20 protein-coding genes and 1 pseudogene are annotated in these 24,875 nt (G+C 43.1%); 9 read left to right on the top strand and 12 right to left on the bottom strand.

What is annotated here, in order from left to right; translation table 11 throughout:
- Positions 1–3 precede the first annotated feature (3 nt).
- The 4 genes from AC4HCY_RS07460 to AC4HCY_RS07475 all read right to left on the bottom strand — a co-directional run bounded on the left by AC4HCY_RS07460 (position 4) and on the right by AC4HCY_RS07475 (position 2,962).
- The gene (locus AC4HCY_RS07460; protein WP_323431234.1) at positions 4–876 is read right to left on the bottom strand and encodes a metal ABC transporter permease; all 873 of its coding nucleotides are present in this window, start codon (positions 874–876) and stop codon (positions 4–6) included.
- Positions 869–1,579 carry a metal ABC transporter ATP-binding protein gene (locus AC4HCY_RS07465; RefSeq protein WP_491095745.1) on the bottom strand — a complete coding sequence of 237 codons (711 nt, stop codon included), beginning with the start codon at positions 1,577–1,579 and terminating at the stop codon, positions 869–871. Before AC4HCY_RS07465 ends, AC4HCY_RS07460 begins: the two co-directional genes overlap by 8 nt.
- A gap of 1 nt (position 1,580) precedes the next feature.
- Complete coding sequence (locus AC4HCY_RS07470) at positions 1,581–2,552, bottom strand: metal ABC transporter substrate-binding protein (RefSeq protein ID WP_323431236.1); 972 nt, start codon at positions 2,550–2,552, stop codon at positions 1,581–1,583.
- Positions 2,553–2,653: 101 nt separating this feature from the next.
- Positions 2,654–2,962, bottom strand: a complete 309-nt coding sequence (locus tag AC4HCY_RS07475) for a hypothetical protein (RefSeq protein ID WP_323431237.1) — start codon at positions 2,960–2,962, stop codon at positions 2,654–2,656.
- 270 nt (positions 2,963–3,232) lie between these two features.
- On the opposite strand from AC4HCY_RS07475, the pseudogene AC4HCY_RS07480 reads away from it, so the two are divergent.
- Positions 3,233–3,331 (top strand): annotated as a pseudogene (locus AC4HCY_RS07480) (B3/B4 domain-containing protein); the annotation flags it as partial.
- Between the two features lie 730 nt (positions 3,332–4,061).
- Here AC4HCY_RS07480 and AC4HCY_RS07485 read toward each other — a convergent pair.
- The 8 genes from AC4HCY_RS07485 to AC4HCY_RS07520 form a co-directional block, all read right to left on the bottom strand.
- On the bottom strand, positions 4,062–4,931 hold the full coding sequence (locus AC4HCY_RS07485) for a S8 family peptidase (protein ID WP_491095746.1): 870 nt from the start codon (positions 4,929–4,931) through the stop codon (positions 4,062–4,064).
- A gap of 69 nt (positions 4,932–5,000) precedes the next feature.
- Complete coding sequence (locus AC4HCY_RS07490) at positions 5,001–11,648, bottom strand: S-layer homology domain-containing protein (protein ID WP_491095747.1); 6,648 nt, start codon at positions 11,646–11,648, stop codon at positions 5,001–5,003.
- A 63-nt stretch (positions 11,649–11,711) separates the two neighbouring features.
- Positions 11,712–12,266, bottom strand: a complete 555-nt coding sequence (locus AC4HCY_RS07495) for a LemA family protein (RefSeq protein WP_323431240.1) — start codon at positions 12,264–12,266, stop codon at positions 11,712–11,714.
- A gap of 246 nt (positions 12,267–12,512) precedes the next feature.
- Positions 12,513–12,833 carry a hypothetical protein gene (locus tag AC4HCY_RS07500; RefSeq protein WP_323431241.1) on the bottom strand — a complete coding sequence of 107 codons (321 nt, stop codon included), beginning with the start codon at positions 12,831–12,833 and terminating at the stop codon, positions 12,513–12,515.
- 49 nt (positions 12,834–12,882) lie between these two features.
- A complete protein-coding gene (locus AC4HCY_RS07505; protein WP_323431242.1) occupies positions 12,883–13,353 on the bottom strand; it encodes a hypothetical protein in 471 nt (156 codons plus the stop codon).
- A gap of 110 nt (positions 13,354–13,463) precedes the next feature.
- Positions 13,464–13,709: a hypothetical protein gene (locus AC4HCY_RS07510; RefSeq protein ID WP_323431243.1), complete on the bottom strand. Its 246-nt coding sequence runs from the start codon at positions 13,707–13,709 to the stop codon at positions 13,464–13,466.
- A 26-nt stretch (positions 13,710–13,735) separates the two neighbouring features.
- The gene (locus AC4HCY_RS07515; protein ID WP_491095748.1) at positions 13,736–15,400 is read right to left on the bottom strand and encodes a WG repeat-containing protein; all 1,665 of its coding nucleotides are present in this window, start codon (positions 15,398–15,400) and stop codon (positions 13,736–13,738) included.
- A gap of 51 nt (positions 15,401–15,451) precedes the next feature.
- Positions 15,452–18,394 carry a WG repeat-containing protein gene (locus AC4HCY_RS07520; RefSeq protein WP_491095749.1) on the bottom strand — a complete coding sequence of 981 codons (2,943 nt, stop codon included), beginning with the start codon at positions 18,392–18,394 and terminating at the stop codon, positions 15,452–15,454.
- 179 nt (positions 18,395–18,573) lie between these two features.
- Here AC4HCY_RS07520 and AC4HCY_RS07525 point away from each other — a divergent pair, with 179 nt between their 5' ends.
- The 8 genes from AC4HCY_RS07525 (at position 18,574) to AC4HCY_RS07560 (ending at position 24,721) form a co-directional block, all read left to right on the top strand.
- Positions 18,574–19,299 carry a LytR/AlgR family response regulator transcription factor gene (locus AC4HCY_RS07525; protein WP_491095750.1) on the top strand — a complete coding sequence of 242 codons (726 nt, stop codon included), beginning with the start codon at positions 18,574–18,576 and terminating at the stop codon, positions 19,297–19,299.
- A gap of 44 nt (positions 19,300–19,343) precedes the next feature.
- The gene (locus AC4HCY_RS07530; protein WP_323431247.1) at positions 19,344–19,544 is read left to right on the top strand and encodes a hypothetical protein; all 201 of its coding nucleotides are present in this window, start codon (positions 19,344–19,346) and stop codon (positions 19,542–19,544) included.
- Positions 19,545–20,889: 1,345 nt separating this feature from the next.
- Positions 20,890–21,882 (top strand): tryptophan--tRNA ligase, encoded by a 993-nt coding sequence (gene trpS, locus AC4HCY_RS07535; protein ID WP_323433569.1) that lies wholly within the window; start codon positions 20,890–20,892, stop codon positions 21,880–21,882.
- A 185-nt stretch (positions 21,883–22,067) separates the two neighbouring features.
- Entirely contained in the window at positions 22,068–22,430 is a 363-nt protein-coding gene (locus AC4HCY_RS07540; protein ID WP_323433570.1) for a hypothetical protein, read from the top strand.
- Between the two features lie 548 nt (positions 22,431–22,978).
- Complete coding sequence (locus tag AC4HCY_RS07545; RefSeq protein ID WP_491095751.1) at positions 22,979–23,509, top strand: hypothetical protein; 531 nt, start codon at positions 22,979–22,981, stop codon at positions 23,507–23,509.
- A gap of 31 nt (positions 23,510–23,540) precedes the next feature.
- Positions 23,541–23,879 (top strand): hypothetical protein, encoded by a 339-nt coding sequence (locus AC4HCY_RS07550; protein ID WP_491095752.1) that lies wholly within the window; start codon positions 23,541–23,543, stop codon positions 23,877–23,879.
- Entirely contained in the window at positions 23,876–24,019 is a 144-nt protein-coding gene (locus tag AC4HCY_RS07555; protein ID WP_491095753.1) for a hypothetical protein, read from the top strand. Before AC4HCY_RS07550 ends, AC4HCY_RS07555 begins: the two co-directional genes overlap by 4 nt.
- A gap of 132 nt (positions 24,020–24,151) precedes the next feature.
- Complete coding sequence (locus AC4HCY_RS07560; protein ID WP_323433574.1) at positions 24,152–24,721, top strand: DUF6199 family natural product biosynthesis protein; 570 nt, start codon at positions 24,152–24,154, stop codon at positions 24,719–24,721.
- Positions 24,722–24,875: the final 154 nt, after the last annotated feature.

The following is a 24,875-nucleotide window of genomic DNA, read 5'->3' on the forward strand; positions in this document are numbered from 1 at the left end:
GGTTTAGTCCCTCCTTGAATTATCCGGCTTAGAGGCTCCGGCGCCGGAGACCATATTAGTCTGGGCCTTAATAAAGCTCAAGGCCCAGAACAGCAGAAATACCGCGATATTGACCATAACCACACTGGCTCCCGTAGGTGTGGCGTAGACATATGAGCCGACAATCCCTATGAAAAAGCAGGTCACCGAAATAACGGCCGAACATATTGTCACGGTCTTGAAGCTTTTGCAAAGCCTCATGGATGTGAGCGGGGGAAATATGATCAGGCTGGAAATTAGCAGCGCGCCCATCATCCGCATGCCGAGCACAATGGTAATTGCGGTCAAAAAGGCAATCAGCATATTGTAGATACCGGTTTTTATGCCGGTGGCTTTAGCAAAATTCTCATCGAAGGTCACGGCGAAAATCTTGTTATAAAGCAGTGCAAACATTGTCAGCACCACGGCAGAAAGTGCTATGCTCAGCTTGACATCGGCATGCTTCATGCTTAAAATGCTGCCGAACAAATAGTTGCATACATCCGTATTCATGCCTGTTGTCACAGATATAAACACAACGCCGATGGCGAGCGAGCTTGTAGAAATCAGTGCTATGGCTGCGTCACCTTTGATCTTGCTGTTTTCGCTGATGCGGAGCAGCAGGAAAGCGGCAGCAACGCATACAGGTATGGAAAGGGTCAAGGGCGATACATTCATTGCTGTGGCAATGGCCAGCGTTCCGAATCCTACATGGGACAAGCCGTCACCGATCATCGAATAGCGTTTCAATACCAAGCTCACGCCGAGCAGCGCCGCACAGAGAGAAACCAGCAGACCTACAATGACTGCCCGAACAAGGAATGGATATGAAAACATTTCCGTCAATATGTTAATCACGCTGATCACCCCCCAAGAATTCGGCCCCGATTTTGGATTTGATGTAGTCCGCGGTTGCTCCGAAAAACACTTGCTTATTCTTCAGATGGAGAATAAGGCCGGCGTATTTTACAGCGCTGTGTATGTCATGAGAAACCATAATGATGGTGATGCCCATTCCACGGTTTATTTCAGAAATCTGCCGGTATAAATCCTGGGTCACTACGGGGTCAAGTCCGGCTGCCGGCTCATCCATGAGCAGCATCCTATGCGTGGCACAAAGCGCCCGGGCCAGCAGCACACGCTGCTGCTGGCCTCCGGACAGCTCTCTGTAACATTTATTGCGGAGCTTTTCAATACCAAGGCGGGCAAGGTTCTCTTCAACCGCCGCCTTATCTGCCTTTGAGTAAAAGGGTCGGATTCCTCGATTGCTCAGCCGTCCCGACAGGACGACCTCATATGCGCTCGCGGGGAAATCCTTCTGCACTCCTGTCTGCTGGGGCAGATAACCTATCTCATTTGCTTTAAGTCCGTCACCCATAAGAATGCTTCCGCTTTGCGGCATTTTAAGGCGCAGTAAGCCCTTGATGAGAGTGCTTTTACCGGAGCCGTTTTCTCCGACAATGCATAAATAATCTCCGTTGTCGATGGAAAAATTCAGGCCGCTGACCACAGTATGGCCATCGTAAGCAAAGGAAGCATCCCTGCAAGTGAGAAGTGCCATATTACTTAAGAGCCTCCTTTATCGCTTCCACATTGGCCGTCATCAAATCAAAATAGCTCACGCCCTTTTCAAAATCGCTCTTTGAAATGTTGTGGCAGGCATGAAGCAGCAGCTTTTTTGCATTTGTGGCTTCACAGATCGTATCCGCCATTTTTTCATTGGAGAGCTCAATATGGAATACCACCGGTATATTCTCGGCTTTCACCTTGTCGATGAGGAAGGCTACGGTTGCGGCGCTGGGCTCAGTTTCTGTGGAGCAGCCCGGGAAAGCTGCGAAATAGTCAAGACCATAGGCGTCCGCAAAATAGCGGAAGGGGAAACGGTCGCCAAAGACCAGCGTCTTTCTGGCTCCTGCATCTACTGCCGCTTTAAAAGCCGCATCCAGTCCATCCAGCTTTGCAAGATAGGAAGCCGTATTCTGCTTGTATGCAGAAGAGTTTGCGGCATCCGCTTCGCACAGCACATCCGATATGGCTTGAACTATGAGCTTTGCATTCTTAGGAGAAGTCCAGACGTGTTCGTCATATTCAGCTTCCTCTTCATGGTCATGCTCGTGCTCATGGTCCTCATCATGACCATGATCTTCTTCCATGCCTTCCACTATTTCTTCTTCAACCACATCTACCGCATCCATAAGGGATATGATCTTCATTTTGCTTGTATCCATGGATTCCAGAATCCCTTTGATCCACTCGTCGGAATCTCCTCCTACATAGATGAACACATCGCAATTTTGGATTTTAGCAATATCCTGCGGCGTAGGTTCAAAGGAATGGCTTTCCGAGCCGGGAGGAAGGAGCATGGCCAGCTCAACATGATCTCCTGCGATTTCTCTGACAAAATCATATTGGGGAAAAATGGTTGCAACAACGCTTATTTTGCTGCCGGAAACTGCTTGTTCTTTTTGCCCGCAGCCGGCTAAGACAGATGCGGAAAGCAAGAGCACGAGCAATATGGAAATGAAACGTTTCATAAGATATAACCTCCGTTTATCCTTATTTTGGGTACAAAAATACAAGGGAACATTAAATTCCTGTTAAAAAAGGACATGATATCCCCTTGCGGAGGTGTACATCAATTATCCATTCTGACTTTTAACGTGACGGGAGTAGTAAAGGCTATATGTAGAATGACAGACGGAAAGATATTTGACGCGGCAAATAAGCCTGCGAATGCCAATGCAAATGCAGCGCAGGCGATGGCAGTACCAAGCTGCTTGAGCAGGTTGGCCGATGTATGAATTTGAGCACAAACGGTACAGTCGTGGCCGACACAGTCATGATCGGCATGGGTGATGATAAAAGCAGTTGTCAGGAGGGAAAATATAACAAAACAGATGCAGAACAATGCGGCGAAAAAACGCTTGTTAGATTCTCTGTTCATAATTTCTCTCCTCTCATAAATTATTTATATGCGGCTATCGTCTTTATTAAGACAATTCACGCATTTCCCTTAAAAAATCGTCTTTAGTTTATCGCTTTCTTTTACAAAAGTCAATATAAGGGAAGTGCATTCTAATGAAAGCTCTGCGAAAAGGAGCTGACCTGGAAAAAATCAACGACATACACAATGCTGCAGCGGCTTATCAACGGCAGCCCGCTGGCATTCGGCGTATGACTTTTTTATTATCCATTATTGAGGGGGTATATTCTAATGAAAAAATTTGTTATTGAAAATGACTTTTGGAGCTTGTTTCCTAATGCAAGGATTGGTGTTGTCGTCTGCCATGGGATAGATAACGCTCTAAAAGATTTGGCAGAAACAGTACAGGCGGATTTAGGCGGAGCATGTACTATTTCAATTCTTAATATTAACAATAAAGAAGTATCTATAAAGTGATGGGCAGACCCCGATCTATGGCAGCTCATAGCTTTTAATGTGTTCAAATTTTATATTTTTCTATGAGCTTAGCTTGCAGGTTTGCCGAGCGATGAATTCAATTTGTGATATACTATGATTATAAAGACGGGGCAGACTATTTAAATATACTGACTCAGGTAGTATAAATATTGTTGTGTTCTCTCTTTTATTAATGCTTATATTAATCACAAGAAAATTATCAAGGGCAACAAAGATTAAGTAATGGAGGAAGGTTCTATGTGGGTGGTTCATATCGTCGTTGCGTCAATGTTTTCATTTGTTGCCTGTTTTTTAATTATGGTAACCAGTGACCTATTTAACAGTATGGCTCCTCTGTGGACAGGATTAGTACTGTTTTTCTGTGTCGCTGTTTTTGCGGTTATATATGCAAATACAGGTAACAGATTCAGAAAATGAGCATAATCTTAATATGCTTATAGAGATGCAATTGACGCGAAGGAGGTTACGGTCGGCTCCTTTATGCGAACAAAAAGCGGCTTCGGATATATATAAAATCTCCTATTCCAAAGCCGCAATAACGGTTTCTTTATTTTCCGTTTGAATTACTTTCTCTACCTCTAAATATTTCAAGTCAAGCTGTTCCACAAGAGAGTTATCATCCTTAATATGCAAGCGCTGCCTCCAAATTGAGGATGCCCCAGCCGCTGTCTGTGTCGAAGCCTTCGTCACCGATATCGGTGGCGGATTGGCAGAGAATTTCCCTTACCTCTTTTGGTGAAAGGTCGGGATTTTTGGCAAGTATATTTGCTGCTGCGGCAGTGACATAGGCAGCTGCAAAGGAGGTCCCGCGAGCGCCATAAGTCTTACCGTTTTTGGAAGCAAGCCAAATATCCTCACCGGAGGCGAGAATATCCGTCGTACCATTTCTTTGGGAAAAGTCTGAGAGCTTGCCGTCTTTATCGTGAGAGCCCACGGATAGCACCGTTTCATAAGCAGCGGGATAATAGAAGTCCTTATCTTTTCCATCGTTGCCCACAGCAGCGACCGCTAAAACACCATGCTTTTCAGCATAGTCAATGGCTTTTTTTACTTCTGCAGCATCCTTTTTTATACCAAGGCTTATATTGATAATCTTTGCGTCATATTTGTCCACGCAGTCAATAATAACCTGTGACAAGGTTTTGACAGTAATGCCTTTTTGCTCACCACTTTCGGTTTTGCTTCTGACAACGAGAGGTACCAAATAGACATTCTTAGCAAGCCCCTCTATTTTGGCAGGCGCAGAGCCTACAATCACACTTGCCGCCGCAGTGCCGTGATTTATCTTATCCTCGGTGTTGTCTGAGCTATCCACATAATTATAGCCTGCAAGAAGATGATCTTCGTCAATGGCCAGAGTAGAAATACCTGTATCCAAAATGGCGATGACGATACCGTCTGCCTGTGGAGAAGTATTTGTATTTGATTTTTCAGCAGTACAGCTACTCAAAATTGCGATTGCCAGCAATAGGGCGAATATAACCTTTTTCATACGATCCTCCCACATAAAGGTTAGGGCTTCCCTTTTGGGAAACCCTATTTTAATTTTTTATTATTTTACTTATTTTTGCGGTAAACCCTGTGGTATAGGATATCCGTCTGTACCGACAACCCAATTGCTTGAGCCGTATTGGGTGTTTGCATTTACCCATTTTCTAAGAGCACTCATAAGATTTTCTGTACCGAAACCGCAATCTCTGCTCAAAGTGGATCCTTGTGAGGCAAAGGAAGCAGTTTGTGTACCTTTCTCACCATCAGCAAGCGAACCTTTTTCAGTTCCTGTAGCATTGCGTATTGCTCCGTTACAAGTTGCAGAGCCGAGTCGGTAATAGCATTGTAATATCTTACCGTCGTCCTTTGTATTTCTGCCGACCACTGCTCCCACATATTTACCGTCACCCTTGACTGTGCCCGTGGTGTAGCAGTTTAGAACATGGGAATTTTTATTTTCATTTTGGCCAATCACACCGCCTACTGACGAAGTACCTACGACAGAGCCAAAGTTTGCACTATTCGTAATCCAACCCGTTGACTGATAACCTGCAATTCCGCCGGTTTTATCATTTCCAATGATTCTGCCGTAGTTTACGCAGCTGTCAAACTTTGTACTTCCAAAAACGCTGCCAATGTACCCTGCTATGCCTCCAATGTATGCTCCATTGCCAACAACTGTTGCACTGTTTACACAATTTTGAAGCAAACTTGTTTGACCTAATGTCACAGCAACGAAATATCCAGCAATACCGCCTACAAAATCATTTCCCTCAACATAGGATTCTTCAAGTCTTACATTTTTTATGGTTGCGTTCACTGCAAAGCCAAATAGTCCGCTGCTATCTCCTCCCTTGGCATAAAGTCCGCTGATGGTATGCTTGCCGCCATCAAATGTGCCTTGGAAAGAATTTTGCTGATTGTTGCCAATCGGTATCCATTTGTGTCCTGTCAAATCAATGTCATTTGCAAGTGTAATGGTAACACCTACATAGTTTGCGCCGCTGTTTACCTGCTGCGCAAGGTATGCAAGCTGGCCTGCGGTAGTGATGGTTGCTTTATTATCCGTCACAGTAAATGACTCTGTATTGTCACTCCAAGAGGAAGTAGGAGCTGCCAAGGTGGATATATCAACACCACGACTGGAGGCTGCATCCTCATAGTTAGGATCATCTGTGACTTTTACCGTGATGTAATAATCGGTAGCAGGCAAGAGTCCGCCAATATAGCTTTCTCCGGGGCTGCTGCTGCTGCTCTCACCCGGAAGGAGCAACCCTCCGACTGTCTTAACAGCGTTGAAGGTAAACTTTGCCTTGTTGCTTAAATCATCAATTGCATTTTCTGCAGGCTTCAAATCCAAGAAGATGTAGCCTTTTTTGTTTACTTCAAGGGGTACGCTGTCCAGCGTCCTGGTCGCTTTGTTAATTATGACAACGCCTAGGTATCTATGCTCAAATTTTGCATAGGTGCTGTCTTTCTCTCTTCTAACCACCACATCGTAGGTACCCGCATCAACAGGTGCGGTGATTACGGTATTTGGATCACCTTGCTTGCGGTATTCGAAGGTGAATCCGCCGATTCCTGCATACTCAGGGCTCGATTGGTAGACTGCAGATACTACAGTGCCCTTTTCATAGATTGTGGTTACGGGTGTAAAGCTGTAAACGGCTTCGCTGACTGTTTGTAAATCACTCCAATTTGCAAATAAGGTGTGATCACTTGCCGTTTCGACTGTTGTATAAGACTTAACCGCTGTATCTTCCTTATCTTCATCAAATAACCAGCCAGCAAAGTACTTGCTGCTATAGGTTGGTGCTTCAAGCTCACCATAAGGACTGCCGTAGGTAACATCTATGTTCTTTTTGCTGACATCTCCACTGAAAGTACCGCCTTTTGCGTCCAGTGTTACGGTGTAGGTATTAGCCGTCCATTTTGCATAGAGTGTAATGCTTTCAGAAGGCATTTTTGTTTCGGCAAAAGCTGTGGTAAGGTCCTTATCCGAGTACCAGCCGTCAAAGCTGTAGCCCTTTCTATTCGGTGAAGGAAGTGTGCCGATTAGGCTGCCCTCCATCTTTGTTATATCTAAAACCTCATTGCCGCCGTTTTCATCAAAGTATATTGTCACATCCGAGCCTGTCAGGTTTTCGCAAATAACATTGTAGATCGTGTTTGTAAATAGCTTGCCAAAAGCAGGCGAGATGTCCTTAATTGCCAAGCCTTGTGCGGATACGATTTCTTCTATTGCGGCAAGGTTCGGCTCTGTGCCCTTTTTCAGCTTCTGTATCACATCTGCATGGGCAATTCCGTCAAATTGGAAGGTTGCCAAAACAGAATCATCCACATAGCTTGCTGTCGGATTTACCTTGTTTGCGGTGAGGGCAAGGGCATATTTTCCCTCAATAGGTGCTGTCAGGTCATAGGTTGGAAGCTCACCATTTCCTATATCTCCCTGTGCTTTTTCAGCAGTCAATGCTGCAAACTTGGTAAAGACTGCGTTTTCAGGCATGTCAGACGGCTTGTTTGTGCCTGTTTTAGCAAGGTCTTTGAAGTTAAAGGCTTGACCGTATTTTGCGGTATAGGTTTTATTTATTTTTGTGCCGTCTGCCTGCTCTATGCCTTTGACTGTAACACTGTAATCTTTGTATGTTGCTTCAATATCATATACTGTATCATCATAGATTTTAAGATTCTTCATATCTTGTATTCCATAGTCTGAGATGCTTGCGTACTTCATATTGTTGCCGCTGCCATCATCATAATCTGCGTATTTGATCAGCTTTTTAATCGCCTCTGCAGTAGGTAAGTCAAACTCTTGATTTTTCCTAACGCGCTGACTCCAAATGGTTTGATAACCGTCCTTAGCATTACCCACTCTTACGCTGGCTGTGAAATATTCGTTTAGCTCAGCTGTGCTAAGATTCGTCCACACGAGAGGAATGGTAACTGTCATATCATATTTGCTAAAGGCAAGCTTGCCATATAGCCATGTAAGGGTAGCATCACACTCCATATACTGCACGCCCTGTGGTACATTGACTGATACTTTGCCGTTTTTGTCAATAGAGAAATTAGGATTAGAAAAAGTTATATTATATTTTTCGTAATCATACGGCTCGCTGCCTAAAATACCTGTATTCAAATCCACATAAGAGAGGGCACGAAGGCTGTCGGGCAGCTTCATGGTGATTCCATTGGTGCTGTTGCTGTCTTCATCCGCAATACGCACCTGCTCGCCCTCCTGCGGCTTGTAGGCAAAGGCATACTTATACCGCTTTTCACCTGCTTTCAGCAGGGGTACTTCTATATTGAAAAAGTCATGGCTGTATTCAAATAGGTTACCGATTGCATGTGCATCAAAGGTTAGAATAAAGTAAAGTCCAAATTCCAGGTATAGTGCACCTGCCATGCGCTCTTTGTAAATCCAATTGCCGGTATTTGCCGGTCGCATTTTTTCATATTCATAGATGAAGAATCCATATAGTTTGACATAAGGCCCAAGCTCGGCAGTAATGCCGATGGATGCAAATTCTGTTGACCCTATGCCCACTTCAATTGTTGCGGCAACGCCCATTTTGAGGCCCAGCTTGCCCATTACATAAAACTGGAAAGCGAAGCGTTCATCAATCAAATCCATGGTTTCGCTGCCTGCCTTAGGCTTAAACAGCCCAATCTTGAACCAGAAGGTATAGCGCTTGCCCACTTCATATTCAAGGCTTGTACCCATCGCAATGTTAATGTCGGTACGGACAACAAAGTTTACATTGGCTTTAATGGCAACGCCATAATAACATATTTCCCTTCCAAACATTTCCTTATCCACAAGCTTGACCCAGTCAGTTTCCTTTTGTAGCATTTCGCTGTACTTCTCCATCAAGTCCTGCATGGACTTTGCATAGGTTCCAGCCTCCAAGCTAGTTTCGGTGGTAAGGTTCATCATGTCCATAAGGTCTTTTGTTATGCTAGTTTTGCCTAAGGTTTTTCCAAGCTGTGCCCACTCTTCCTTGCTGACTCCATCTTGCGGCATAGCCTTCCAGAGTGCTTCTAAATCCTTGGCATAGCCTTTGATTTGCTCGGCTGTGCCCTTGGCTTGGTCAATTTTGTTCTGCACCTCTTCAATTTGATCTAATATATTGCCGACCTTGGTATCAGCAAGCAAGCCTTTGAGTCTTTCCCAAAAAGGTTCATCTTCCTTCTCTACGGTATAGATGCTTACATTGAAGGACACGGCTGTGAAGTTTTTGATGTCCACAGCAGCACTTACAGTGACGCCGATAGGTATAGGAATAAAACCTAGAACCTTCTTCCAAACAAGGTCGCCCTTGACATTGATGCCCAAAGCGACTTCTTCCACAAATACAGCGGAGAGGTCAATTACGATCTTTCCCCCGTCAACAGTTTCCACCTCAAAGGTAGCGTCTATTCCAATGGCAAGCTGCACACCGTTTTTGAAGTGCAGCTGATCTCCGTTAGTTATAAGCTCAACGGTCAGCTTAACATCGTCGGTAAGCTCAAAGGAACCACCTAAATTGAGCAGTGCAATTTCTTCCTCGGAGAGGAGCTTTCCATTTTCATCCTTGAAAAATACACTCTGCACGCTGTCAATATTACGAAAACCATTGGTTTTGGTTGCCATATCTGCAAGCATAAATGCTGCATCATTAGCAAAGTTGCTTGCCTGCACTTGGGCGAGAAGCTGTGATTCAATAGCGGCTTTTTCTTCAGCTGTGATTAAATCATCACCATCTACCTCAGGGCTGATATAAAGATCCATGGAATTTTCAATTGCTTGTGCCGTAGTCTTCTTATAGGTAATCGTGCCATTTAATTTGTCGTAGCCGGTAACTTCTCCGAAATAAACCGCATCTTCGCCTGTTACGCTATCTGAAGAAACATAGAGCGATATAAAGTCACCCACATTGACGCTTTCTTTTGCTTTATCAAGTGTTCCATCCGCACCCATAATAAGTGCATACGTGTCAATGTCTAAAGCATCGATATTGACCGTACCTGTCCCTTCTGTCGGGAGCTGGGAAACAATAATCGGAAAGTTGTCCGGCACCTTATAAAGGGCTTGCCTATCATCTTCGTCAAGGGCCCCGAAGGTGACGGTTGTGCCGGAAATACTCTCGACCTTGGCATAGACCTCAGGGTCGTCGTTATAGCTCTTATTGATATAATCTCTGTTCTCAGGGCTTGTTGTTATGTAGAAGCAGAGGATGTCGTTTATATGCAGGTTGCCTGCATTTGTATAGTCAAATTTACCGCCATTTTCAGGCACAAGGCTTGGGGTAAGTACTTCGTAAGTTTCACCTGCAATGGTATAGTCTATAGCGGCTGTATCTTTGATATAGACAATGTCATCATTCATTTGGAGATTATCAACCTTCTCCATTTTGATGGTAAAGGAAGCGGTACGGATACTGTCAGGCTTATCCTTAAAGTTGTAGCCGTCAGCTAAGTTCAGCTCATAGGATGAGCCTTTGTTGTAGCCTCCCTCGGCTGTGATCGTGTAAACATCGCCATTAGTCGTCCACTTCAGCGGAATTAGGTCGGAGCCGTCCTTTGGAATAAGAGTGAAGGCATCGTCGGGGGAAGCTGTTGCTGCATCTGTTTTTACCACCTCGAAGCTTAAATCAGTATCCTGGTCAAGTTGAGCAAAGGAGGTAAGTGTTAAAGTTTCACCAGGCATATCGGCGTATTTTGCATAAACCGTCATATTTTGTGTAACGGGATTGTCCTGATAAAAGGGGGTTGTTAAGGCTTTATCCGTGAACCAACCCACAAAGATTGCATTTTCCTTCGCTGTTTTGCCTGCTGCAGGAACAGCGCCCAATGCCTTGCCTTCGGCAGCAGAAAGCCTGTCAATGTAGCGCTCTCCATCTTGGAAAGTGACGGAGTAGATTTTGCTGCCGCTGCCGCCTCCGCTGTTTCCGCTATCTCCGCTCTCGCCTTTGTTGGAAGTCTTTCCGGTTCCGGGGTCAGGTTTTTTTTCTTTCTCTTTGCCGGGGGCAGGCTTTACTCCTGTATCAATAAACCATTGTTCTACGATTTGATCCGTGCGGAAGGCAAGCATGGCTGCCTCAGATCGTTTTGCAGTGCTTTTGGGATTGAAATTCCCATTATCGTCTCCGACAAGCAATCCGCAGGACCAAAGCTTCAAAACGGCATCCTTTGCCCAATCGTCAACAAGGTCTATATCTTTGGGTGTTGTGGTATTGATGGTATTGGGATAAGGAATTTTGTAAGCATTAAAAAAACGCACAATCAAGGCAGCCATTTGCTGACGAGTCACAAAACCATCAGGGTCAAATAAACCGCCTCCGATGCCGAATGTGATGCCCTTTTCTATTGCCCACTGAACATAGGGCGCGTAATAGCTGCCCGCTGCTACGTCGGTAAATTCAGGCGCTTTGCTATACGCATTTAAGTCAATTTCCGCCATGCGCCCCATCACAGTGACAAACATCCCGCGGGTCATCGTGCCGTTGGGTGAAAAGGTTGATTCGCTGGTCCCGCTAAAAAGATTGTTTTGATAAGCGTACATGACGCTGTCGTAATACCAATCCGTTTTGCTCACATCAGAAAACGGATTCACTGCTTCCTGAGCGGCTTGCGGCTGCTTTCCTAGATCTTCAGCAAGTACCTGCAGCGGAAGCATGGACATTACCATACAAAACACCAAGAGCATGCTGATGATTCTTTTAGTTCTTTGCTTCATAATATGGACTCCTCCCTTTTTGTGTAGATATTTTTTTATTCTTCGATAGTGCTATACTAGACTTTAAATCTTCTGTGGCATATCAGCCTTGGCCGCCTGTTCCTCCAGATATTTTTTTTGCTGGAAGCCTAACATCCCGGCAATCATGGAGACCGGAAACATTCGGATTTCACGGTTCAGCTTTGTCACGCTGTCGTTGTAAATCAGACGGCTGGTGCGCACCATATTTTCAAAGGTTTCCACTGCGTCCATGGTTTTAATATAGTTTTGGTTTGCCTTTAACTCAGGGTATTGCTCTGTCACCATGGCGATCCTTCCCAAGGCCTCGGAAATAACCCCTTCTTGGCGCAGCACATCATCCGGTGTGGATTTTGCTGTAATTACGCTTCTTCTTGATTTGATCGTTTCAATCAGCGTTTCGCTTTCATGCTTGGCATAACCCTTTGTCAAGTCCAAAAGGGCAGATAGCGCATCGAAGCGGCTGGAAAGCTGCACTCCGATCTGGCTCATGGCATTGCTGATGTTCTCATCCAGCACCACCAGTTTGCGTTGGGTGGAGATTGCCCATAGAACAATTACCGCAACAATTGCGATGATTGTGATAAAAAATGGCAGCATAATATAAAGTCCTCCTTGTTTATTTTTTAATGGGCAGACATACCCCGGTTTTGTCAGTCTGCCTAATCTTATAGCTTGTATTCAATCTATCAAAAGTTCTCTCAAAAATCCGTTTGCTGCATGAAACATAACTTTTTCGACATGAATCATGGTTTTTGGTCTTAGTTTGCCAATGGGTTCGACGCGGCGATGATGCTAGCAGCAGGTGAGGGTGTCGGAGCGACACCTAATGCGTCAAAGCTCAGTTCATAGCGGAGCAGCACTCCATTCACTTCCGACATCCAGTACACCTCCGTTTATTGCCACGGAGCAGTTTCCGGCAGCGAACGGATTTTGAGTGTTGGAAACACCTAAATTCCCGTCAAAGCCTGTTGTTTTAACCAGAATACCTTGGCTTGTGTATTTAGATATAAATACGGTTTGGGTACTCGTATCGTATTTCCCGCTTACATCGGCATTCGATGAATTTATCGCGCCGTTCCTTTTGCCTGTTACGGCGTAATAATAGCCCTCGGCATCCTGTGTCACTGCGCCTAGCAACGGTGCGGCTTTAAGAAGGGTTAACATATTACCCTTTGCATTTTCAACGTAGAAATAATCGTCATCGTCTCCATGGTCATAAGCAAACGTGAATTGTCCCTGTGAGCCAATGAATTGTGAAATAGGCGGAAGCTGCAGGCGCATCAGCTACGTCAATGGTAAACTTACCTATATTTTTCTCCTCATATCGCAGTTCAACAACCTTTGTACCTGCGGCGGTAAACGGACGGCCCTGATGCAGCTGTACGGTTCCGGATGTATAAAAAGCAACTTTGTTTGAAATATCTATTTCTTTACCGCCAATACGAGTCTTTACGAGAATACCGTGGGTATCAAAGCCCTCGCCTACCTTGTACTTCGTCATTACGGGATATGACACGACATACATCTCACCGTCTGTCGGTGCTTTGCCGCCATTTTTATACGTCTTATACCACTGCGGAATTAGTTCGTCCGGGGCACTGAGCACTGTAAACTTTGACCTTGGGGTGACTTTCGCTTTTTCGAATATAAATAGCTGGCTGTCTTCTGTATCCGTGCAGCGCACCACTCCTGTCGAAATATGAAAATCGTGGTTCGCATCGAGGGAAAATGCATATTCTATATATCCGCCAGCATTATTCGCATACACAATCCACTTGCAAGCTGTTTTGCTGGCTACGATTTTTGCATGATGCTTGGGTTTTTTGCCCGCCTCGTAGGCACTACATCTCCGGAGGAGACACGGAGAGTTCCGTTATCCCAAGAATAGATAATATACCAACCAGACTTGATTTTGCCATTGGTCATATTTTTGTCGCTTGGCACAAAAGGCCAATTTGCGGCTGCTGAAGCCGTCACTGTCGGCAGCAGCATCGTCAGCGCCATACAAAGCGCGAGCAATGTACAAAGCAATCGTTTCATTGTAAATCCTCCCTAGGTTATTTTTCCTATTTCGATTCAGAGACCTTATAGCTTTCGCCCCCAAAATAGACGTAGCCGTTTGCGTATCCATAAGCACTGTTAAGAAGGTAGAAGTTGTTCTTTTGAACATTGTCAACCACAATCTTGCCTGTGCGGTCAAAGACAGTCCAATAGCCCTCATACATTTCGGTGTCCAGGTATTTCACCTTTGGACCATAGGGTACTTGGTGAAGCGCCAGCGTGTACCCGCCGCCCATAGGCATAGCGGAGACATATTCATCAAGTTTTTTGATTAACTTACCGGAATAGTCGTATAACTCCGTGAGTGTCCACTCTTTTTCGCCGCCTTTTGTGGGGACACCTTTTGCGTTTACTCTCGTAGAGTAGCAGTTCACTATGATGCCATCTTTCCACTGGAGACCGAACGGGTTGGAATAATACCATCTATCAGGGTTGGACGGAACGATAACCTTGCCAGTCTTATCCATGATACCTCCCGGAGGATTTTTGACCCACCCGTCGGAGCTTAAGCCCTCTTTGCCGAGGTACTCAAAGAAGCACGTCAAGCCGTCTTTGTAAGAGAGAGCACTCCCGTCATAGTTGTTGTCGCCGCCGTACTTATACGGGATTACCAGTTTTCCTGTTGTGTTAATATAGCCAATCTTGCTATAAGAAAAGCCATATTGGTGGCCTTGGAACTTCAGCACCGTCGCCATGCCGTCCTGAAAAGAGTAGGCTTCATCGAATTGCAGCGGTATTACCTCTTTTCCTGTTTTGTCAATAAAGCCGTATTTGGGGTGAAATTTTAGTTTCTTGCCGCTTTTCATCACTACAACAGTATTGTTTCCTACTGACTCTGTAGAGTAGACACCATCTCCGTTCATAATTGCCTTGACTACATCATCCCCGTATATTGCGACCCGCATCAAACCATCGTAAGCAATATGTCCGCTTGCAGCAGAGTAATATTTGAACGGCGTGATGAGTTTGCCTGTGGTGTCTATATAGGCGGCCGCACCTTTGACCTTGTCGTAAACCCTGGCTATCCCTTGAGAAAACTTTTCTGCGTCATCAAACTGCGCCTTGATCACCACTTTGCCGCTCTGGTCCTTGTAGCCAACCAAACCGTTTTCTTTATAAGTTATCCATCTTTTACCGGTAGGATCTGCGGTCGTGGTTGCAGGGATAAACCTAAATTCTGCATGATTGGGGGCAGCTAACTTCTCATATGTCCATATAATAATGGAAGTTCCGTCAGCATTTTTCTTACCGGATGCATTCACTACCATTTTTATAGCTTCGGGGGGACGCAAGCTGAAAATATCCGACTTTTCTTTGTTAAAATTAGTGGCTTCCCAATGGATTAGCCAAATATAAGGGCTATTTACCGCTTTTACTCGCGCACCGTCTTTTCTGGTATCATCAAGCCCCAGATACCTGCCGTCTTTCATTTTCAAGGTATATTGGCTGCCGCCCTTGCTTTCCACATAAAAGGCTTCATTTTCAGAAAGCTTGCGCAGCTCCGCGGCCCCGTCGGCAGTCAAATTGAGGTAATTGTTCATGCAGCGGAGATAATACCAATCATCAATAATGGTATTACTTGTTGTCCACTCTGTGGCAAACACCGTTGCAGGCATCAGGGTCAATACCATGCACAGGGTGAGCAGTATGCTCATAAATCGCTTTTTCATAATGCTGTTCCTCCTTCCAAATTGGGTAGTGTCATTCTGTTTCACCAAGTTCTAAGGCTTGATAAAGCTGACTTTCGCGTGTTCAGGCGTGCTGCCTTTCTGATTCCAAATAATAACCTTTGTGCCGTTAGCTTTCTTTTGCCCGCTTGCGTTGACAATCTGCCCTTGGTTCTTGAAATCCCTGATTGTGCAGAAATCAGTATATTTCATGATTCTCCAGTAATGCGGCACTGAGCTTTTCGTCGATATCAGCTGCTCTCCTTGAGCAGACGCCGGCGCATATATATATTCACCGTCATAAGCGATTGAATACTGTCTGGTGCTGGCATTTATCAGCTTTACGTTAAACGGCTTGTCAGGCTTTTTGTCCGAAAGCTCAATCCAATAACAACCCGACGCCTTCACAGGGTAAAGGTATTTGCCAAGGATTTGAAGATAGTAATCGCCTTCCTCTAAAACCTGTCCCTCTAAGGCTTCAATAACTTTGACCGCAAACGTATATATGGATTTCATGCCGTTATATTCAGCTTCAATCACTTTAGTGCCGAGGGAAGTCCATTTACGGCCTTCAGTCAGTTCAATCCCGGAGGTAGTAAACTTGACCTTTGAATTATCCAAAACGCTGCGAATCCCCTTTTCATCTTGATAATGCACAACAATGCCTTTTGTATCAAAGCCGTCGCCTATGGCATAAACATCTTTGTCGGGGTTTGTCACAAGAAAGATACCGAGCTTTAACGGCAGCGGCTTAGGTATTACGCGCGGCTTGGTCGGCAGGGACCTGCCTTCTCTCGCCAATCTGGAGGCGTTAACATATCCGACCTTGCCGTCTCTCACCACAAGCGTAAGATCGTCCCCTACGCCCTTATTGGTTTGTTCATACTTGCCGTTAACCGTATAGCCGGAACGGGTTTCGGTCAATAGTTCTGCCCTCGGGAACACAATCCTTCCGTCCGGTCCATAATAGTCGTCGGATGGTACGGCACGAAACAACCCGCGAGGATGTCCACTAACACTGCCTGCGGAGCTGATACCAAAATAGGTGGGGGTTAATATTTTTCCGGTATCCACATCAAGCAGAGCATACAGTGAATCCCCGACTCCTATAGAGGCAGTACCCGCGACTAGTCCTTTGCCGATAAGGTACTGATTCATAGTTACTTGTTCTGCTAATTTGCACGAGGTTATTATTTTTCGCGTATTTAAGTTATACACGCCCCACTTGCCTGTGCTGTCTTGAATATTCAGATAACCGTCCAGTACTTTAGAATTATCTTTGTAATTGTTGATAATATCGTTGTAGATACACGGCAAAAGCTCTGCGCCCTTTGAGTCAACCGCACCCCATTTGCCGTTTTTCTTTACAAAAGCATATCCGCCGCTTGCTCTTACCCAATTATTGTCAAAGAAATGTTCGACTTCTTCCCCCGGTCTTTTCAAGGTTACCCCCGCACTTGTATCTTCGTATGCAAAGGGCAGCAGAATTTCTCCTTTCAGATTGACAAGTCCCCAAAGGCCCTCCTTTTTTATCCAAAGCGTACCGGCCGCGCTGACAGGAGAGAAGCCGGAGCCTTGCAGATTGCTGTGACTATACACCGTGCCTGTATTTGGGTTTACAACACCGCTTACGCTGATTTTATTGACTCTTCCGTTTGCGTCAGGATATTCATGCTCGCCTGTTACGAAGTATCCGTTCTGATAAGTAGACAACCAGTTCCCCGCGGAAACTTTTGTCCCGTCCGGTCTGAACCAACCTGCGACGGACCAAACTAATTTCAGCGAGGGGTCATAGGATACTGTTTCAAAAACATCAATACTATCCGAAGTGTATGCCCCTTTAAAGGGAACAATCTCTTTGTTGTTGAAATTAACGGCGCCTCTGCGAGACGCGCTTTCGGGAATAACGCCGTCAGCGCACCTATCGGTTATCACCAAAGAAAATTCAGGAATAACGATCATTCTCGGGTCGGCGAGGTACCAGCCAGTTGCGCTGTTTCCTCTGATGCCGGCGTGATATTGGGCGGGTATCACGATGCCCTTTGGTCCGACTACGCCGTACACATCGTATGAGGAAAAGCTTGCACCGCTTACTGATAGTTTTTTATTCGCCACCTGCTTATAAACCATATAGGGACCTGAATGATAACCGCCATAGGCGTAAGGTCCGCCGGGAAGGACTTCCTTTCCGTTCTTGTCTATAATCTGAGAATAAACAAAAGTACTTCGGCTGCTATCGCTCTTATTACCGGCTTCATGCGTTACCGTTTCTTCCTTTCCCGAAGTTACTAACGCGTATCCGTCTTCAAAGTCAAACCACGCTTTTAACCGCTTAACACTCCTGTCGGTTTTTACCCAAGATTCCGCAGGACTGCCGTGGGCAGTACTGTCCTGTCCGCTCACAGTATATTTCGGCGCGATAATTTCCTTTCCTGACGCCAAGCCCCAGTAGCCGAGGAGGTATTTGTCCCCCGACTTCACGATGACGCGGCTCACGCCATCCACAGGCAAGCCTACCGCTTCATATTTACAGGGGATTACTTCTTTTCCCGTGGTGTCAAGCAGTCCCATCTTTCCGCCCCGAGTCGCCTGAACATATCCGTCAAGAAAAATTCTTTCCGTCGGCTTGGGGTCGGGGTCCGTTGTTTCTACAAATTTTTGTTCAAACGCATCAAATGCGCTTCTGTAGGGAACCAGATAATCCGCTTCTATCTTTTCATAAACGGGCTGCGCCGCCCAAGTGCCGTCGCGCCTGACAAGTCCGTATTTGATGTTTATAAGGTCTCCGTCATCCGTCAAGTCTCCCACGGGCATCAAGCGCAGACCGTTCTCGTCAAAGAACGCGGACAGGGTTTTTTTATACTCGTCCGTTGTGCCAATCCATGTAACATCGTCTTCGTTGTAGGGTTTTTCTGCCGTCTGCGCTACCACAGTCATTGGTAGCAAGGTCAGCGCCATGCACAGTATGAGCAGTATGCTCATAAAGCGTTTTTTCATAATATTGCTCCTCCTTCACAACTTTTGTTTCATGCCTTAAATCTATCAAAGATTTCCTAAAAAAACTGTCCGCTGCATGAAACATGATTTTTTCGACATGAAACATGGTGTCGAATATTCGATTTTTATGGTAAACTTAGCTTGGAGAAATAGAATAAGAGAGAAATAGAGGGGTACTTATGCTGCAGATTGCCATCTGTGACGACAATATAGACGAGCTGTCCAATATGGTACAGCTTATAGACCTGTACCGAACATCAAAAAATCTAAACTGCGAATACGCCGTATTTTCAAATGGCTTTGAGCTGGTTTCAGTATTAGAAAAAGGAAAGCGGTTTGATACATACTGTCTGGATATCATTATGCCGGGCTTTACAGGCATTGATGCGGCAAAGGAAATCCGCACGTTTGACAAAACAGCGCCGATTTTATTCCTTACCTCATCGCCCGAGTTTGCTTTGGAAAGCTATTCGGTGAAAGCAATTAACTATGTGCTAAAGCCAATATCAAAGGAAAAACTGTTCTTCACTTTTGACGAAATGCTGGAGCAGATCAAAGCGAAAAAAGACGAGGATGCAATTATTGTAAAGAGTAATGAAGGAATACAGAAAATACTGATCTCCAATTTGGTTTTTGCCGAGGTCATAGGCAGAAATGTGTTGTATCACCTGCGCTCCGGCAAAGTAATTGAGTGTACGGAGCCTTTTTCCTCTATCTGTGATAAACTTCTGAAATATGGATGTTTTATCAAACCACATCGCTCTTATCTTGTGAATATGCAGTATGTGGATACCATCGAAAATCATCAGGTGACCTTGCAGACTCTTTCCTCTGTCCCTGTTGCACAGGGCAAGGCGAAGGAGATTAAAGAGCAGTATCTTGCCTATCAAATGGAGGAGGAATAAACAAGTGGATATCAAGCACATACACATTATTGGAGTTAAAGTATATGGAGATTCACCCTGATAATCCTTACTATCAGGACGGTACGAAAAAAGTGCTGAATGATCTTTGGAAAAATCACGGTAAGGTTTCTAAAGCCAAATATCAGGATATGTGCATGTCCGCAATGTTACTAAGCCTTGTTTGTTATGGGAGACTCCATGATTTCAGGACAAATGAAATTGTTGATTACATTTTAGAGCACTAAATGGACGACGGCGGCTGGAATTGTGCATGGGATTCGGTTCATAACCGTTCCACTGTTGGTTCCGTACATACGACCATTTCTGTATTGGAGGCATTTGCAGATTACGAAAAAAACGGGTATGATTACCGCCCGGATATCATTAGCTTTCATTATCCCTGCCGTTGGAAATATGACTGTTTTCGGGCATTAGAGTATTTTGTACATATTGGATACCCTTATGACAATCGAATGCAGAATGCAATCAATTTAGTGAAGACTGCCTTGAAAAGAGGCTATATAAACAGAGGAAAGAGTTATTCGGCAAAATTCATTTTACTCTTGAATCAGGCTCGAAAGGAAGATTTAATACATACAGAGGTTTGCTTATTCTAAAGCATTATGACAATGAATCTTATCAAGAAGCTATTCATGCTGATTTTATATTTTAATAAGTAGAGTGGAATCTTGGTTGTAGCAAAGAAAGATAATCCCGCAAGGGCATTTTCACGGCAACGCTGACAGAATTCTGAGGAATATTGTTATCATTTTTTGGCTTTTGCAGAGGATGCATTAGAGAGAAGTAATAATATCGAAATCTTTGGTGGCGATTCTGCAAAGAAATCTGCTGATCTATATGAAGCATATAAGTAGAATATTGTGATGGGGAACGGCAAACACGAAAAGGCACTGAATTTTTCACGGATTAACACGGAGAGATTTTTATAAAATGCCGTAAAAGCCTAGCCTTGCGGTCATTCTGGGAGTAAGTGAAGAATCTTTACCAGCACGAAAAGATCCTTCAGTCGTTCCCCCTTCAGGATGACATTAAAACAGGATTTTATAGCTATTGCAGCGGAAGATTCCATGTTAATCCGTGTTCCCTGTAACCTATGACCCCAAAGGAGTTCTCTAATACTAGAGGCTAGCGGCCAAAGACCAGAGGCATAAAAAATACTGCGTATTTTTTATACAATGTGCAGCATCAATAAGGTTATTTTATTAAATTGACAAAATAATTTTTAAAGATATATAATAAAATAAAAAATGAAACCGTTGAATAAGAGTAGTAAACATGGGAATCTGAATATACAGAGAGCTATTGATGGTGAGAATATAGCATTTCGCTCTATGTTGAATGGACTTATGAGGGCAGCTCGAAAGCTTTGCAAGTAGGTGCTGACGGAAATCCTAACCGTTATGATAGAAGCGTATGTTAGTACGTATAATTTGTTTTTGGGTGGCTTAACAGAGCTGTAAGCTTCTGTCCCTTTTGGGATAGGAGCTTTTTTATTTTTAAGGAGATGATTTTATGAAAGATGGTTGGTGGTATTTATTCTAAAATAATAATGTAAAGGAGATTTTTAAGATGAAACGAATTTTAACAGGTGACAGAACAACCGGCAAATTACATTTAGGACATTATGCAGGGAGCCTTCAGAACAGGGTCAAGCTGCAAAAGGAATATGATACTTTCATTATATTAGCTGACGTCCAGGCACTGACAACTCATTTTGAACGGCCGGAACTGATAAACCAAAGCATCTATGATGTTGCAATTGACAATCTATCCGTAGGATTAGACCCTGATAACATAACTATGCTTTTACAATCTAAAATAAGTGCCATTGCAGAACTGACGGTATTCTATTCAATGCTTGTTTCGGTGAATTCATTGAGACATAATCCAACTATAAAAACGGAAGCCAGTCAGTATGGCTATGATGATTTGAGCTATGGCTTTTTGGGCTATCCTGTAAGTCAAGCCGCAGATATGACTTTTTGTGATGCAGACCTAGTCCCTGTGGGAGGGGACCAGCTTCCGCACATAGAACAGGGAAGAAAAATTGTAAGGCGGTTTAATAGTCTATATGGCAAAGGCAAGATTATTATCAAAGAGCCGCAAGCTCTGATTAGTAATACCCCTCGGCTTATCGGCTTAGATGGAAATTCTAAAATGGGTAAAAGTCTTGGCAATGCAATCTATCTGTCGGATACTATTGAAGAGGTCAATGAAAAAGTAAAATCAGCAATTACTGATAAAAGCAGGATAAGCATAAAAGACAAAGGCAATCCGGATATATGTACAGTAAGCAAATATCATGAGGCAATTAATCATAGCGAATATGAAAACATTTGTGAAATGTGCAGAAATGCTAATATTGGCTGTATAGCGTGTAAAGATCTTTTATCAAAAAAGATAAATTTACTCCTTGCTCCATTTAGAGAAAAACGTGTTTATTATGAAGGGCATAAAAGCAAGGTACGTGATATTATAATTGAGGGCAGCAAAAAAGCAAATAGGATAGGCAATGAAACCATTGAAAATGTTAAAAAGGCTATGAATATCTATATGGAATAGATAAGGACATTTGTTGATATAAGAAACGGAAGAATATGTTAAATATTTGAAGTCTGTAACAGTATTCTGTATAATAAAATAGATGAGCAATAATTATATATTGCTGATCTTCATACTTTTTAATTGACACTTCAGTAGAAAAATGCTGGGTAAGGTGATTACATTATTGGGGAGGTGCGGGTTTGATGTTTAATAAAAAAACAATTGTAACTGAAATATTATTTTTGTTTTTGATAGCTGCAACATCACTCTTTTACATTGAGATCGGCCAATGGAAAGCATATGTACAATTGTTCGGCATAACCGAGATTATTATACTATTAGTTACACTGCTGATTTTTGCTGTAAGAATAATTAAAAAATGCCCTATAAGCCATACTCTACTTTTATTCTTATATGGCATACTTTGTGCTATGCAAATGTTTCCAATGATTGGTGCTTTGATACTTGGTATATATTATAAAGTTGCCTTAATTCACTTGATTACTATAATTATGGGAACATTTAACATAGTAGTATTAACACGTTTACATAGAAATTTAGTATAGTTATAATTTTGCATGCTCTTTATAATGCACATCTGTAGAATGATACGAAGTAAAGATTACTTATAACTTATGAAGAATTTATTAGAAGTGGGGTGAATCGTCATTTATATAATTATTCCTTTTATAGTAACAGTATTCATGGGGTTTATAGGGTTTTGGTTTGGAGAAGCTTCGAATTTCCCATATATTGGTCATTATTTTTCTGTTGCAACAATGGGGTGCTTTATCTTATCTGCTATAAAAAGATTAGACAAATATTAAATTTGCAGGAGAAAGCTTATAAATCTTAAACTTGTTAAGAATATAATAAAATTAAGACGCATCATATTAAAAATGCGAAGTATTTTTTATGGCTGCGAGGTGCGAGGTACGGGGCACGAGGATTAAGGTATTCCTTTTAGGTCAGACCCCAGAGTTCTGCTATAACACTTGAACCTCGTACCAAGACCACATAGAAGTAACCCCAGGCTACGCACCACGTACCCGATAAAAATTGTTACGCAATTTTTATTTATTGCGATGCAGCAATAAAAAAGGAGACGGTATAAATGAAAAATATCAAGAAATATAACTTAGTAAAACGAACTTTGCTATGCTGCGTTTTGTTATTTTACATATATCCGGCAGAGGTTTTGGCAAACTCATCATGGCATTGGGTAACAGTAAGTCCTATGAGAGTTTTACCCCTTGCAATAATACTAACACTTGCTATCGAGACCTGGGGAGTAAGCGTGTATGGAAAAGTAAAGGAAAAAGTAAAGGTCTTTATTATTGTTACTTTTGCAAATATTGTTTCGTTTATTGCGCCATATATTTATAGTACTTGTATTTTAAATAGATTTTATGGATCAGGCTGGGGTTATGCATGGGAAAGAGCGTTCAACAACGGTCCTAACTATATAATTAGACTTGCTTATTTAATACTAACATTGTGTATTGAAGTGCCTTTGGTATATTTTCTGCTTAAAAATCAAAGCAATGATAAGAAAAAACTATTGCTTATAACTATAGTTGTAAATGTAATTACTACAATAGCTGTTGCGGTTCTGGAAAGACTTCTTTGCCAGGGTCAATGGTAGAGCATTGTGATAATTCAAAAGGAGAACATTTATGGATAAAGCAAGTAAAATAAACATAGTACAAGAAAGACTCGCTGCTATTGGCGAATACAATTCCAAAGTTTTTAAAGACGATAAAAATGTATTTATTAAATCAACAAGTGCATTTTTTGAGATGATCACATTTGGCAAGAATGCCGTTATTAGAGCCGATATATATATTTACGATTGGTGTGTAAAACATTTTTCAGCAATACCGGCATGTGAGATTATGGATGGAGAAAATCTCTTTCTCATTGAAAAAAAGCTTCGCGAATTTGGTAAGAAGCTTGCCGGAGAGCATGTTAGATATCTGCATTTAGAAACAATGGACTGGCAGCGTATCTTGTGAAAACATTAGCTGATGAAATTGAAAAACGTGGCGCATTACCGTATTACACTACATGGAGCCCCAATATTGCATCAACAACAGTTGCTCTTAAAACCGGTTTTTTCCCTACTTGGGTTGGATATTATGCGGAGGATATATAAATGAGCAAGTGTGAAAAGGCGATAGTAACGGTTTTATGTATGAACGCAGCAAATCAGGTGATGATTGGATAGTTAGATTGTATTAAAAGGACTATCTGAGCTTTTGAAAAGATTATTTTGGAGGTGTTCTAAGTGAAAAGGATAATAGCAATGATCATGGCCTGCTCAGTTCTTATGCTATTCGGCTGCTCCGGGGAAACTGCTGCGAATACTGATTATACTACTACGATTGACGGTCAAGCTGCCGTGATATCATTTCTCGAAGGAAGCCTCTCGGAAGGGAAAATAAAAGCTGATAATGGCACATATACATTCGCTTATTCCATGGATGGAACCCTTTCTATCGTCTATCCCAATGGATATATATATTCTCAAAAGGATGTAGGCGGAGGAATTGCGGTTCCAGCGGATTATGATGCAAGCGCCGTAGAAAAATTGGGATATATAGACGGTTTTTCACTTGCGCGGGCCATTTCCTCAGCTTCTGACAGCGGTCGTAATGATACAGACGGCGCTCCTATTATCCTCTCTTTGTTTCTTCTCGCCGTTGGCATTTGGTTTATCAGCGCGCCAAGAAGTGCGTGGTGGATATCAAAAGGGTGGTATTTCAAGAATGCCGAACCCTCTGATTTGTCTTTGATTGTATATCGCGTGGGAGGATGTGTGCTGGTGTTTGGCGGGATAATATCTTTTTTTGCCTGAACTATTATGTATAATTGAGCGGTATTATCTGCGCCAAATGGGCTGGAATGCTTACTTAGATTTCCTTCAAACAGAATAAATATAAATAGGGCAATACCTGTTACCTTTAAAAATAGTAAGTTAACTATTGGAAGGCGGTATTGCCTTATTTTAT

It is taken from the genome of Lutispora sp. QWL-02, assembly GCF_058315355.1.

Excerpts from the sequence above, each read along its gene's own strand:
- AC4HCY_RS07465 (WP_491095745.1), bottom strand. The coding sequence starts at position 1,579 with ATGGCACTTCTCACTTGCAGGGATGCTTCCTTTGCTTACGATGGCCAT.
- AC4HCY_RS07470 (WP_323431236.1), bottom strand. The coding sequence starts at position 2,552 with ATGAAACGTTTCATTTCCATATTGCTCGTGCTCTTGCTTTCCGCATCT.
- AC4HCY_RS07475 (WP_323431237.1), bottom strand. The coding sequence starts at position 2,962 with ATGAACAGAGAATCTAACAAGCGTTTTTTCGCCGCATTGTTCTGCATC.
- AC4HCY_RS07485 (WP_491095746.1), bottom strand. The coding sequence starts at position 4,931 with ATGAAAAAGGTTATATTCGCCCTATTGCTGGCAATCGCAATTTTGAGT.
- AC4HCY_RS07490 (WP_491095747.1), bottom strand. The coding sequence starts at position 11,648 with ATGAAGCAAAGAACTAAAAGAATCATCAGCATGCTCTTGGTGTTTTGT.
- AC4HCY_RS07495 (WP_323431240.1), bottom strand. The coding sequence starts at position 12,266 with ATGCTGCCATTTTTTATCACAATCATCGCAATTGTTGCGGTAATTGTT.
- AC4HCY_RS07500 (WP_323431241.1), bottom strand. The coding sequence starts at position 12,833 with ATGTTAACCCTTCTTAAAGCCGCACCGTTGCTAGGCGCAGTGACACAG.
- AC4HCY_RS07510 (WP_323431243.1), bottom strand. The coding sequence starts at position 13,709 with ATGAAACGATTGCTTTGTACATTGCTCGCGCTTTGTATGGCGCTGACG.
- AC4HCY_RS07515 (WP_491095748.1), bottom strand. The coding sequence starts at position 15,400 with ATGAAAAAGCGATTTATGAGCATACTGCTCACCCTGTGCATGGTATTG.
- AC4HCY_RS07520 (WP_491095749.1), bottom strand. The coding sequence starts at position 18,394 with ATGAAAAAACGCTTTATGAGCATACTGCTCATACTGTGCATGGCGCTG.
- AC4HCY_RS07525 (WP_491095750.1), top strand. The coding sequence starts at position 18,574 with ATGCTGCAGATTGCCATCTGTGACGACAATATAGACGAGCTGTCCAAT.
- AC4HCY_RS07530 (WP_323431247.1), top strand. The coding sequence starts at position 19,344 with ATGGAGATTCACCCTGATAATCCTTACTATCAGGACGGTACGAAAAAA.
- trpS (WP_323433569.1), top strand. The coding sequence starts at position 20,890 with ATGAAACGAATTTTAACAGGTGACAGAACAACCGGCAAATTACATTTA.
- AC4HCY_RS07540 (WP_323433570.1), top strand. The coding sequence starts at position 22,068 with ATGTTTAATAAAAAAACAATTGTAACTGAAATATTATTTTTGTTTTTG.
- AC4HCY_RS07545 (WP_491095751.1), top strand. The coding sequence starts at position 22,979 with ATGAAAAATATCAAGAAATATAACTTAGTAAAACGAACTTTGCTATGC.
- AC4HCY_RS07550 (WP_491095752.1), top strand. The coding sequence starts at position 23,541 with ATGGATAAAGCAAGTAAAATAAACATAGTACAAGAAAGACTCGCTGCT.